Below are 13,425 nucleotides of genomic sequence, written 5' to 3'. Positions count from 1 at the left end.
CGTCCTACACCTACGACGACGACGGGGACGCGGCCACGGCCGCCGTGACCGTCCAGGTGCTGAAGCAGGCCGACCTCGCGAGCGGGCAGGACCTGCTCACTGCGGCGACCGCAGCCCTGGGCGTCAGCCGGTTCCGCTACAGCCTGGCCAGCGGCACGCTCGGGCTGGGCACCTACACGCTCACCTTCGCCGCCGGCGCGGTGAAGAACGCCGACGTCACCGCCAACGGCACGACCACCACCGGCGCCGGCAGCGCTGCGACGACGCTCTCCTTCACCGTTGTCGGCCCGACCGCCGTGATCACCGACCCGGCCTCCGGGGCGTCCATCGACATCCACGTGATCAACGGCCGCGACCCGCGCACCTGGATCGACGTGGTCTTCACCGCCCCCGACGGGCGCACCATCGACCTCGCCTCCCTGCTGGACGCCGCCGCGGAGTTCACCCTCTCCGGCGCGGGCCTGGGCAGCGCAGCCCTCGACGCCACCCGCGCGCCGCTGCTGGTGGCCGGCACGGGCAGCAGCTACACGATCCGCTACTGGATCACCGGCTCGTTCGGCAGCGGCACCGTCGCCGTCACCCCGCTGGCGGGCTCGTGGTCGTTCGCGACCACCGCACCGGTCACGCTCGGCACCGTCACGATCACGATCACGGCCGCAGGCAAGGCCGTGCTGTCGCTGGCCGTGGCCGACGGTGTCGACCTGGCCTCGCTGCTGGACGCGGCGTCCTACCTCGACGTCGACACGACCACCGAGGGACTCCAGCTGTACGTGGACACCGCCAACAACGTGTCGGTGACCCTCGATCCCACGCGCAACATCGTCCGGACCGCCGACGGCGTGGCGATCCCGGTCACGGTGGCCGGCACCGGGGCGCTCAGCGTCACGGTGACCGGCGCGACCGGGCAGGTGTCGGAGGTCCTCGCCGACGACGCGTACGCCGGGCATGCCGCCCCCATCGCGCTGGCGATCAGCGCCAGCAGCTACCTCGACATCACCTTCACCGGGCACGCCGGCTGGACCCTTGACCCGTCCCGGATCACCTCGGACAAGGTCACCCTGTCGGGCGCGGGCGCCACAGCGGTGACCGTCTCCGGCCAGGCGCCGATCCTCGTGTCCGGCACCACCTACCGGTTCCTGCTCGACGGTGCGTTCACCGTCGGCGCGGTGGTCGTCACGGTCTCGCTGGCGATGTTCACCCCCGAGGCCGGCCGGGCGCCACCGGCGGACGCCCGCTACGGCTTCACCGTCGTCGGCGCCACCGCGGACTCCGCGGACTCCGGCCAGACGGTCGGCCGCGACGTCATCAACCTCCGCAAGTACATCGAGATCACCTTCCGCGGGTCGTACGGCTACGACATCGACCCGGCCACGATCGGCGGCGGGGAGGTCATCCTCCGCGACGCGTCGGGCGCAGAGATCGCCCTCGGCACCCCCGTCCGGGTCGGCACAACCAACACCTGGCGGTACTCCTTCAGCGGCACCCTCGCCGTGGGGCGGTACACCATCACCTTCGTCTCCGGCAGCTTCGCCGACACCTCCGGCACCCGCAACGTCGGGGAGACAGAGACCTTCACCGTCGCGAGCCCGACCGCCACCGTGACCGGCCCCTACACCGGCCAGGTCGTCGACGTCGTGGTGTTCAACAACCGGGGTTACGTCGACATCACCTTCGCCGACATCAACGGGTACGCGGTCGATCCCGCGACGATCACCGACGCGGCCGCAGAGTTCACCTTCACCAGCGGCACGGTCACCCTGATCGGCACCCCGGTACTCGTCAGCGGTTCGACCTTCCGGTACTTCTTCGGCTTCACCGGCTCGATGCCGGCAGCCTCCGGCATCAGCTTCGTCGCCGGCAGCTGGGCCAGCACGACCGGCCAGGCCGCCACGGCGGGCGCCGCGACCGCGGCCACGCCCGTCCAGGCCGTGTGGTTCGACGTCACCTACAGCGGCGTCGGCGGCCTCACCCTCGCCACCCTGCTCACCCGGACGCTGTCGCTGAGCGGTGCGGGGGCCTCGGCGCTCGTCGCGGCCGGCGCGATCGCCGTCGACGGCGACACCGTCCGCTACTTCTACACCGGCAGCCTGGTCGCCGGTGCGGTGGACGTCGGCCTCGCCGCCGGCTGGACGGACGCCGCGGGCAACGCCGGCGCCGCCGCCGCGGGCCACTTCACCCTGATCGAGCAGGGGAAGTCGTTCTTCATCGAGCTCTCCGGCGGCATCCTGCTGCAGGCCCTGGGCCTGATGGACGACCCGCTGCTCGACCTGCACGCGCAGGTCACCCTCGAGATCGACGTGGCGCGCAAGGTGTTCATCCTGACCTTCTCCGGCGCGATGTCGATCTACGGGCTGGGTACGGTGGGCGCCACCGCCGGACGGTTCATCCTCGACCTGGGCGACCCCAGCACCTCCGTCCCGCAGTTCTGGGGCGTGGCGACGGTCAACACCGACTTCTCGGCCCTGGAGCCCTACGGCCTGTCGCTGTACGGCGCGGGCACGCTCCAGATCAACCTCACCGGCCAGACCCGCACCGAGACGCTCACGCTCGAGGGCCTGGGCGCCAACGGCGGGCCGCTCACCAAGACCTACGCGCTGAACCCGTACAGCTTCGGGCTCGAGCTGGCAGCGAAGGTCGAAGTGAAGATCCCCACCACCAGCACGGTGCTGTTCCGGGTGCAGGGCGGGGTGTACCTGTCGGTCTCGATGTCCGAGCACCCGCAGATGGACCTCTACCTCACCGGCGAGTTCACCTACGGCACCGGCGCGTACGCGATCACCTACGGCTCGGTGACCGGCGTCCTGTTCGTGCGCACCGACCCCGGCCACATCGGCGTGGCCGGCAGCATCACGGTCGGCGCGGGGGTATCGGTCGGCCTGCCGACCTTCGAGGACATCTTCGAGGTGACCGGCTCGGTGTCGCTGATGTTCAACACCACGCGCGAGACCCTGAGCCTGGACGTCCCGGTGGCGCTGCGTCCGCTGCTCAAGCCCGGCGACCCGACCACCCTCACCATCTACGCCAGCGCGCCGGGGCTGGACGGCAAGCCGGTGGCGGGCGCCACCCCGGAGTTCTACGTCAAGGCGACGGTGAAGGCGACCATCGCCATCACGAAGGTCATCCGGCTGGACGGCTACCTCGGCATCACGGCGGCCGGCTCCGGCCTCGACGCACGCCTGGAGGTCATCGGTGCCGTCGGCGGGACGATCCCGTTCCTCGGCGCCGTCACCGGCCTGGTGAACCTCAACGCCTACGTCGGGCCCGGCAACACCGGCTTCGTCGGCCGCATCGAGCTGCTCGTCGGCACGAGCTCCGTGCCGGGCGTGAAGTTCAACGGCGCGTTCCTGCTCAGCGTGAACACCTTCGCCGACGAGCGCGAGGTCGAGATCTTCGCCGTCGACCACGACGCGACCGGCGGCTTCACCGGCTTCACCCTCGACGGCGACGGCAACATGGTGCCCGAGACGGTCACCGTCCCCTCCGGGGTCGCACTGACGATGACCGGCGACCTGGTGCTGCTGAACGTGCTCACGATCCACGGCAGCGTGGAGTTCGCGGTCTCGACGACGGAGCTGTCCCTCCACGTCGTCGGTGACCTGGCCCTGGCCGGCATCGGGACCATCGGGGTGGACGCCGGCCTCACGGCGAACGCCAAGGGACTGGTGGCCTCGTTCGAGCTCGTCCTCGACGCGGGGCTGGGCTTCGGCTCCGGCATCGGGCTGACCCTGTCCGGGGCCGTGCTGGTGCAGGTGAACACCACCGGGGCGCTGGCGACGCTCCCCGGCGGCACCACCGTCGCGCCCGGCTTCCTGCTGCGCATCACCGGCACCGTCACCTTCATCGGCCTGGCCAGCGCGAGCGGCAGCGTCGAGATCGCGATCACGCCCGCGGGCTTCCAGCTCGCCTTCGCCGTGCACTTCGACATCGCCGGGCTCGCGTTCGACGCCGCCGGCGCTGCGACCGTGCAGAGCGCGGGCTTCGCCATGCGCCTCGCGGTGTCGGTGAAGGCCGGCGGCGACTCCGGGGTCTTCTCGATCGAGGGCAGCGGCTACCTCAGCCTGAACACCGCCGGCGTCGCACTGCTCGGGATCCGTGCCCACTCGTTCAGCCTCAGCCTCAGCGGCAAGGTGTCGATCCTGTCGATCATCGACGTCAGCACCACCTTCTCGATCGAGGTCGTGGGCAGCAAGTGGGAGCTGCGTGCCACCGCGAGCATGAAGCTGTTCGGGCTGGTCGGGATGAGCGGTTCCATCTGGCTGAACTCGGCCGGCAGCTTCGACGTGTCGCTGTCGGGCTACCTCCAGATCGGGTCGAGCAGCTTCGGCATCCGCGGCGACTTCAGCTTCCGCATCGCCTCGGTCGCCCGCGACAACGGCACCTACTACTTCACCCTCGGGCTGTCCGCGGACGTCTCGGTGCGCGCGTTCGGCTTCACGATCGCCGGCGCCGGCATCTCCGCCTGGTTCTCCCTCGACACCGCCACCGCGGGCCAGAACGGCCGGGTGAAGGTCGAGCTGAGCATCGAGGTCCGGATCAAGTTCCTGTTCTGGACGTTCCGCAAGACCGCCAGCTTCACCCTCGGCTACCTGCAGTTCCCGCAGCCCACCTACCTCGCCGGCGGGGCGGGCGAGACCGAGTCCGACCACACGTGGTCCGGCGGCACGCTCTACCTGAACGTCGGCGACCGGGCGAGCCTGCGCAACATCGGCGAGACCGACACCGCCGAGTCGTACGTGATCGAGCAGGTCGGCGGCACCGCGGACGACGCGACCATCAAGGTGACCGCGTTCGGGCGCAGCAACACCTACACCGGCGTGACGAGCATCGTCGGGAACCTCGGCGCGGGCGACGACTCGGTGGTCGTCGGCGACTCGGTGCTGGTGCCGGTGGAGCTCGACGGCGGCACCGGCGAGGACGTGATCACGGTCTCCGGCAGCGGGACGGCCACCGTCCGCGGCGGTGGGGACGACGACGTCCTGACCGCCTCCGGCACCGGCGGGGGCACGCTGCGCGGCGGCGACGGCAACGACGTCCTGTCCCACGAGGGACGCGGCGCCGTCCAGCTCTACGGCGAGGGCGGCGACGACCACCTGCTCGGCAACGGCTACACCGCGCGGCTGGACGGCGGCAGCGGCGACGACGCCCTGGAGGCCGTCCTCAACGGCGCCGCCACCACCGTGATCGACGGCGGGACGGGTGCCGACAGCCTGCTGCTCACCCTGACCGGCGGCAGCGACACCCTCGTCGTCGGTGCCAGCGGCACCTCGGTGAGCTACACCTCCGGCGCGACCTCCCGGACGTCGTCCGCGGTCGAGAGCATCGTCATCGACGCGGGCAGCGGTTCCGACAGCGTGACCGTGCAGGACCAGGACGGCACCGGGGTCACGGCGCTGGCCGTCCAGTTCGGCGCGGGCGGGTCCGACCGCCTGGTCGTGCAGGGCTCGGGCGCCGCGGACTCCTTCACCGTGGCCACCGCCACCTGGGACGACGGCAACCCCGACACCCCCGACAGCACCCAGCTGCGCATCACCCGGGTCTCCCACTACAGCGTGTGGGCCGTCGGTGCCGTGCGCGCGGAGGGCGACGCCGTGACCGTCCAGGGGCTCGGCGGCAACGACACGATCACCGCCTCCGGCATGGCCGACGACCGCGCGTCGCTGTTCCTCTCCGGCGGAGAGGGCGACGACGTGATCGTCGGATCGCCGTACGCCGACGCCATCGACTCCGGCCTCGGCGACGACACGGTCACCGGTGGCGCGGGCCGCGACACCTTCGCCGACGCGGGGGGCACGGACACCCTGGTGGAGACCTTCGACGCCGACATGGGCCTGTACGACAACCTGTTCGTCGTCGGCACGGTGAGCGGCACCGACTTCGCCGGCGACGTCACGGTCGAGGACCTGGGCGGCCTCTTCGAACGGGCCGTCCTCACCGGCGGCGCGGGGGCCAACCGCTTCCTCGTGGGCGACGCGGACGGCGTGCTGGTGGCCGGCACCACCCGCACGGTGCTGGCCTGGACCGGCGCCGTCACCATCGCCCCGGCCGGGGGCGACGACAGCGTCCGCGTCGAGCTGCGCGGGGCGGCGGGCGCTTCGATCGCCGTCGAGGCCTCCGCCGGCACCGACACCCTGAGCGTGTTCGGCACCAGCCTCCGCGAGGACGTCGTCGTGACCGTCGGGCAGGTCCTGGCCCGCACCGGGGCCGACGCCTGGGTGACGATCACCCACGGCGCGGACGAGGTGTCGATCGACACGGGCAACGGCAGCGACCGGGTCGCCGTCCGCGGCATCGCGGTGCCCCACACCGTCGTCACCGGGTCGGGCGACGACCTCGTGCTGGTCGGCAGCGGCGCGGCGAGCGGCGACTGGACGATCGGCAGCGGCACCCTGAACGGCATCGGCGCACTGCTCACCCTCGACCTCGGCATGACCGGTGACCAGGCCGGCCTCGACACGCTGGTGGCCTCGGACGCAGCGGACGGCGCGGACAACACCGGCACGCTGACCGCCACGGCGATCACCGGGCTCGGAATGACCGGCGGGATCGCCTACGCGGGCGTCGAGGCGCTGACGCTGCAGCTCGGCTCCGGCGACGACCTGCTCGCGGTCCTCGGCACGCACGGCGGCACCACCCTCGTGGACGCCGGTGCCGGCGACGACACCGTCCGGCTCTCCTCGACCGGCGGCGCCGCGGGCAGCGTGCTGACCGGCATCGACGGCGAGGTCACCCTCGCCGGAGGGGCGGGCACCGACAGCGTCGTGCTGGACGCGAGCGGGTCGCTCGCCGACCTGGCCGGTGTCGTCCGCGCCACGACCGTCACCGGCTTCGGCATGCCCGGCACCGTCACCTACGGCACCGCTGAGGCCCTGTCGGTGCTGCTGGGCAGCGGCGACGACACCGTCCTCGTGGCGTCGACCAGCGTCGCGACCCTGGTCGACGGCGGGGCCGGTGACGATGCCTTCACCGTCAACGAGACCCCGGACACCCCGGCGACGCCGAACGCCCTGGCCGGCCGCCTGCACCTCGAGGGCGGGCTCGGCGCGGACACCACCACCGTCCACCTGTGGGGCAACGGCACGTCCCGCGTCGACGTCACGGACGCGGACCTCGCGCACGTGCTGACGGTCAACGCCACCGGCCTCGCCGACGTCCTGCTGCTCCGGGCCACCGCGGCGCTGGGGCTCGTGGCCTCCCTGACCGCGGCGGTGGCCGGTGCCTGGACGGCCGCGGAGTGGGTCACCTACGCCGCCGACATCACCGGGGTGGCCCTGAACACCCTGGGCGGGGACGACGTGGTCGCCTTCGACAGCACGGCCGCGCGCGTGACCGCCGACCTCGGCGCAGGCAACGACCTCACGCGCATCGGCCAGGTGTTCACCGACTACGTGGCGAACGTGGAGTTCGGGGCGGGCGCCACCTTCGAGTCGACCCGCGGCTGGCTCTCCGACGGCGTCCACCGGGCCGCGACGATCAACGGCAACGCCGGCAACGACATCTTCGAGGTCTACCGCAACCAGGCGGCGATCGCGCTCAACGGCAACGACGGCGACGACATCTTCGTGGTCCGCACCTTCGTGGACAAGGACTCCCTCGCCGCGATCAACACCGGCGCCGGCTCCGACCAGATCACCTACTCGCTGAACTCCCCGGTCGACATCGACGGCGGCGGCGGCAAGGACCTGGTCGTGATCGTCGGCGACGAGTCGAACAACCTGTTCGTGATCACCGCGGACGGCATCTGGGGCAGCGGGATCCAGGTCAGCTACGCCAACATCGAGAAGCTCGTCGTCTACGGCATGCAGGGCGACGACCGCATCTACGTGCTGTCGACCTCCGCCGAGGTCGCGGTGTCCGTGTTCGGCGGCCTGGGCAGCGACCGCATCCAGGTCGGCGGCAGCGCGCCGGACGTGACCGTCCGGGCCGCGGACGGGACCACCACCACGGTGTCCTTCGCCACCACCACCCTCGCCGCCGTCCAGGGCGCCCTGGTGGTCGCCGGCGGCAACGACCCGGACCCTGACTACGACATCGAGATCGACACCTACCTGCCCGTGCTGCTGCCCGGCGAGTCGTCCGGGCACCCGCACCCGGTGACCGCCACCACCGGTGCGGCGATCGAGACGGGCCAGGTGGACACCGTGGTGTTCGACGACCGCGCACGGACGGCCGGGGCCTCCGGGACGCTGGACAGCGACACCCTCACCGGGTTCGGGATGCTCGACTCCGGCGTCACCTACCTCGACGCGGAGGCCGTCCAGCTGCTGCTCGGCAGCGGCGCCGACACCCTGACGGTCGAGGCGACCCACTCCGGCACCACGGAGGTCGACGCAGGAGAGGGCGACGACCGCGTGGTCGTCCGCACGATCGACGGCCACACCCGGATCGCCGGCGCCGGCGGCGACGACACGATCGTGGTCGGCAGCGCGGACGGGCTGCTCGACCTGCTCGCGGCCACGCTCCTGCTGGACGGCGGCGCGGGCGACGACACCGTCACCCTCGACGATTCTGGCGACACGAACGCCAACCTCGGGTGGCTGACCGGGACGACGCTGACCGGCCTCGACATGGTGGCGCGGGCCGCGCTCGACGCGCTCGGCCGCTCGCTCGACCTGCTGTACGCGGTCAACCCGGCCGCCGCCAGCTTCACCCTCGGCCTCGCCCGGCTGGTCGGTGGCGTGAGCAGCGCACTGGGCAGCATCATGGTGGCCGCCGGCACGAGCGCCGCCGACCTCGCCGCAGCCCTCCAGGCGCTGATCTTCCCCGACGCCACCAGTTGTGGCCTCGGCGGGGAGACCGTCTGTGCCGTGTCGGTCTACGTGTGGCAGGTCGGCACCGGCTACCTGATCGGGTTCCGCGGAGAGGCGAACGCCGATCCCGCGCACCCCGTCCAGTACGTGCTGACCGCCACCGGCGCGACGTCGGCGATCGACGGCCTCCTGCGCACCGACGGCATCACCTACACCGGCGTCGAGACCCTCGACCTGGCCCTCGGCACCGGCGACGACGTGCTCAACGTCCGCGGCACCACGGCGACGACGAACGTCGACCTCGGCGCGGGGGACGACCGGGTGTACGTCTCCTCGATCGCCGACGTCCGCCTCGACGGGCATCCCGACGCGCTCGGCGGCGTGCTGGACGACCTCCGTGGCACGATCAACCTCCAGCTGGGCGCCGGCCACCACACCCTGCTGGTGAGCGACCAGGCCTCGACCGCCGGCGACGAGGACGTGCTGGTCACCGACCGGATCGCCGCGGCCCGCGACCGTGACGCAGCGGTGGCGGACTGGGCGGAGATCGCGATGCTCGGCCTGGCCGGCGGAGCGCTCAGCTACGCGGCCGCCGGCGGCGACTTCTCCGGCGGGATCCGGGTGTGGCTCGGCGCGGGCGACGACCGCCTGCGGCTCGACGGCGCCTTCCGCCGCGAGGGCGTCCGCACCACCACCTGGCTGTCCACCGGGCTGGGCGACGACACGGTGGTCGCCACCCTCACCGACGGCGAGGACGGCTTCGTGGTGCTGCACCTGCAGGGCCCCGACCGCAGCCTGCCCACCGCCTCCGACGACGACACCCTCGACGCGTCCGGCTCGACGCTCCCGCTGGTGGTCTTCGGCGGCCAGGGCGACGACCGGATCACCACCGGCAGCGGCCGCGACGTCGTCGTCGGCGACCACGGGCTCGTCCTCTGGTTCGCCGTGGACGCCGTTCCGGTCCTCACCGGGCTGGCCGACGGCGTGCTGAGCGCGTCCGAGTACGCGGCGCTGGCAGCGGTGGCCGCCGGTGTGGCGGGCTGGGGAGGGCCGGGCGACTTCTCCACCAACACCGAGACGCTCTTCGGCCTCGTACTCGCCGTCACGCCTGCCGTGGCCGGCGACGACACCGTGTCCGCGGGCGCCGGCGACGACATCGTCATCGGCGGCACCGGCGCGGACGACCTTTCCGGCGACGCGGGCGACGACGTGGTGGTCGGCGACCTCGGCTACGTCGCGCAGACCCTGTCCTTCGACGAGCTGCTCCAGCGCCGGGTGTCGGCCCGGGGTGACACGCTCGGCGGCGACGACGTCCTGCGCGGCGGCGACGGGGCCGACCTGCTCGTCGGCGGCCAGGGCGACGACCGGGTGGACGGCGGTGCGGGCACCGACCTGCTGTTCGGCGACAGCGCCCGCGTCGACCAGGCCTGGACGCGGACCGCGACCGGCTGGAACCCGTCGTTCCTGCGGATCACCCTCCTCGACCACGACGTGCTGGCGCTCAAGGCCGCCGTGAAGGCGTTCGGCGACGACGACCTCGCCGGCGGGGCGGGCAGCGACGTGGTGTTCGGGCAGCTGGGTGACGACGTGATCCAGGGCGACGGCTCGATCGACCTGGCCGTCGGGGCGTCCCGCGACGAGCAGGGCCGCCTCGTGCTGAGCCCGTCCGAGCTGGCCCCCACCGATGGCGACGACTACATCGAGGGCGGCGGCGGCAACGACGTCATCTTCGGCAACGGTGGCAGCGACGACATCATCGGCGGCAGCTCGGCGCTGTTCTCGCTGGTCACCGTCGACGACCGCCCGGACGGCCGCGACATCCTGTTCGGCGGGGCGGGCACGCAGGCGGGACGCAACGACGACACCGTCGCCACCGGCGACTCCGACGTCCTCGTCGGCGACAACGGCTACGTGCTCCGGCTCACCCCGGTGGCCGCGATCCTCGCCGGGCTGACCGGCGTCCCGTCCGTCGCCGCGGGGGCACTGGGCGCCACGGTGCTGCGGGTCGTCGTGCTCCTCGACTACACCGACGGCGGGCCGGACGCGCGCACCTGGCTGTTCCCGCGGATCACCGCCACCCAGCTGGCGACCAGCGGCACCGGCCTGCTGGACGTGTGGGGCGCGGACGAGCTGCACGGCGAGGCCGGCAACGACGCCCTCTACGGCGGCGGCGGCAATGACGTCCTGTACGGCGACGCAGGCAACGACCACCTCGTCGGCGGATGGGGCCACGACTGGCTCTCCGGCGGCACCGGCGACGACGTCCTCTTCGGCGACGAGGCGTGGGCGGCCAACTCCGACATCAACGCCTCGCAGCCCAAGAAGGTGCGCTACTCCAACGACGTGATCTTCGGCGGCTGGGACGACGACATCGTCGATGGTGGCTGGGGCGACGACCTGGTCAGCGGCGCGGAGGCCCTCGCCGACTCCTGGGCGCTGGACAGTTCCGGGCGGGTCGTGGAGAGCAGCTGGAACCGTCCGTTCAACGACGGCACGCTGCTGACGCGGGTGATCATCGCCAGCGTCACCCGCAAGACGAAGGCGTTCGCGAAGCTGCTGAAGGCGTGGAACGGCCGCCTGCCGCTGTGCGCGGACGGGACGCTGAGCACGACGTGCGCCAGCCCGCTGGTGTGGTTCGGCAGCACAGACATCACCGACGGGCGGCCGGGCTCCTACGGCGTGGACACCGACGGCGCGGACCTGGTGATGGGCGGTGCGGGCCGGGACTGGGTGATCGGCGGCACCGGCCAGGACGCCCTGTGGGGCGGCAGGGACAACGACGTGCTCGCCTCGGTCGACGACCCCGCGCTGGTCGACGCCTCGACCGCAACCGGGGTCAACCCCGACTACTCCGACATGGTGGTGGGCGGCTACGGCTGGGACACCTACATCAAGCACAGCGCAGCGGTCGACCCGCGCTGGCGCGCCAACGGCAAGTCCTTCGCCTGGTCGTGGACGCCGCTGGGCAGCTTCCGCGGCGAGCCGATCAAGGTGCGCGTGCCGAAGATCCTGGCCGGGATGCTCGCCCGGGTGTCGCTGGACTCCGGCCCGCTGGTGGCCCGGGTCCTGTCCGCCGGACAGGCGTGGCTGTCGAAGGTCAGCTCGAAGTCGCTGTCGAGCTACCTCAAGCCGGTGGTCGTGAACGGCGTCCGCGTGGTGCCGCTGGAGAACAACTTCCGTCCGACCCCCGACCCCGCGGACTTCGCCCGGTGGGCGGGTGCCCTGTGGCGCGCCGTTGCCCCGGTCGACGCTCCCGCGCTCGTGCTGGTGGGCACGGTGGGGCCGCTGTCGCCGCTGAGCCCGCTCAGCGGCCTGCGGGCCGGCTGCCCGGCCGGCACCGCGCTCGCCGCCGGCGGGGCGTGCCTGCCGCTGGTGAGCCAGGTCGACGACATCGCGGGTGTATGTTCGCTCGGTGAGGACGGCCCGAACGCTGGTTGCCGCAGCGGTGTTGGTGGCCTGTGGTGGCTGTGGCGCGACCCCGCCGCAGGTACCGACGCCTTCACCGACGCCCGATCCCTGCCGGAGTGCAGTGTCGGCGGTGGTGACGGCAGTGGACCGGTACGTTGCGTCGTACGAGACAACCGCCGCTTCACCGCAGGCATCTGGCCCGTCTGAGCCGGCTCCCGACCCCGAGACCGCCGCCGCGGGCCTCCAGCAGGCCCTGGCCACCGCCAACGACCAGCTCTCCGCGGGCTGCGACAAGCAGGCGTTCGTCGACGGGCTGAAGGACGGGCTGGCCGGCGTCCGGGCCGAGTCGGACGTGGCCCTGGCCGTGCTCGCGCGCATCACCGCGAACCTCACCGGTGCCACCGGGAACCGCCGCAGCGTGCCGGTCGGCGAGGGCGAGGACCTGCTGGCCGCCGTCGCCACCGCCGCGCCCGGGGCGACCCTCAACCTGGCGGCGGGGGAGTACCGGCTCAGCCACAGCCTGGTGCTGCTGGACGGGATCACGCTGTCCGGCGCAGGCAGGGACGAGACCCGGCTGGTCTCCTCGGCCACCGACGTCAGCGTCCTGGTGATCTCGCCCGACCTCGTCGGCCTCGAACAGCTCACCGTCTCCCGCGACCACGCTGCCCCGGGCAGCGTGCTGATCGCCAGCGCGACCACATCGGTCTCCCTCGACGCCGTCACGCTGGAGGGTGCGCGGACGAGCAGCGACAAGCGCGGCGGCGCCGGGCTCGACCTGGCGTCCGCGTCCGGGACGACGTCGCCGGGACGCACCACGGTGCAACTGACCGACGTGGTGCTGCGGGACAACGCGTGGGCGGGGCTCGCCGTCGGCGGCGGGCACCGGGTGAGCGTGCTGACCTCGCGGTTCGCCGACAACGGCCAGTGCGGCGCCTGCTTCATCGGCGCGGCGGAGGGTTCGATCGAGCGCAGCCGGTTCACCGGCAACGGCGTCGGGGTCGCCGTGGTCGGCGCGTCGACGGCCGTGCTCGGCGACAACCGCATCGCGGGCGGCGACGTGGGCATCCAGGTGGGCGACCAGGCCACGCCGACGATCACCGGCAACCGGGTGTCGGGGTCGAAGCGCGCAGCGCTGATCTACACCGACACCGCCGGGGGGGTGCTGAAGGGCACGACCTGCTCCGGCGTGGACGTGGGGATCGTCCTGTCGGCGAAGGCACTGCCGAGCCTGTCCGGCAACGACTGCACGCTGGCGCGCGCGTCGACATAG

General features: G+C 72.6%; 2 protein-coding genes (1 of these 2 only partly in view). Both read left to right on the top strand.

The features are described 5' to 3' along the window. Nucleotides 1–12,362, top strand: partial view of a hypothetical protein gene (locus tag ACFQQJ_RS01205; protein WP_377103236.1) — the end only. 18,778 nt of this gene lie to the left of the window's left edge; 12,362 of the gene's 31,140 nt are visible here — the last part of the coding sequence; the start codon falls outside the window, past its left edge; it ends in the stop codon at nucleotides 12,360–12,362. Then, on the top strand, nucleotides 12,298–13,425 hold the full coding sequence (locus ACFQQJ_RS01200) for a right-handed parallel beta-helix repeat-containing protein (RefSeq protein WP_377103234.1): 1,128 nt from the start codon (nucleotides 12,298–12,300) through the stop codon (nucleotides 13,423–13,425). The genes ACFQQJ_RS01205 and ACFQQJ_RS01200 overlap by 65 nt, the downstream gene beginning before the upstream one ends.

The sequence above is a fragment of the Propionicimonas sp. T2.31MG-18 genome (assembly GCF_964266745.1).
GTDB lineage: Bacteria > Actinomycetota > Actinomycetes > Propionibacteriales > Propionibacteriaceae > Propionicimonas.
The sequence above is the reverse complement of the archived record's forward strand: the minus strand, read 5'-3'. Positions and strand labels throughout refer to the sequence as shown.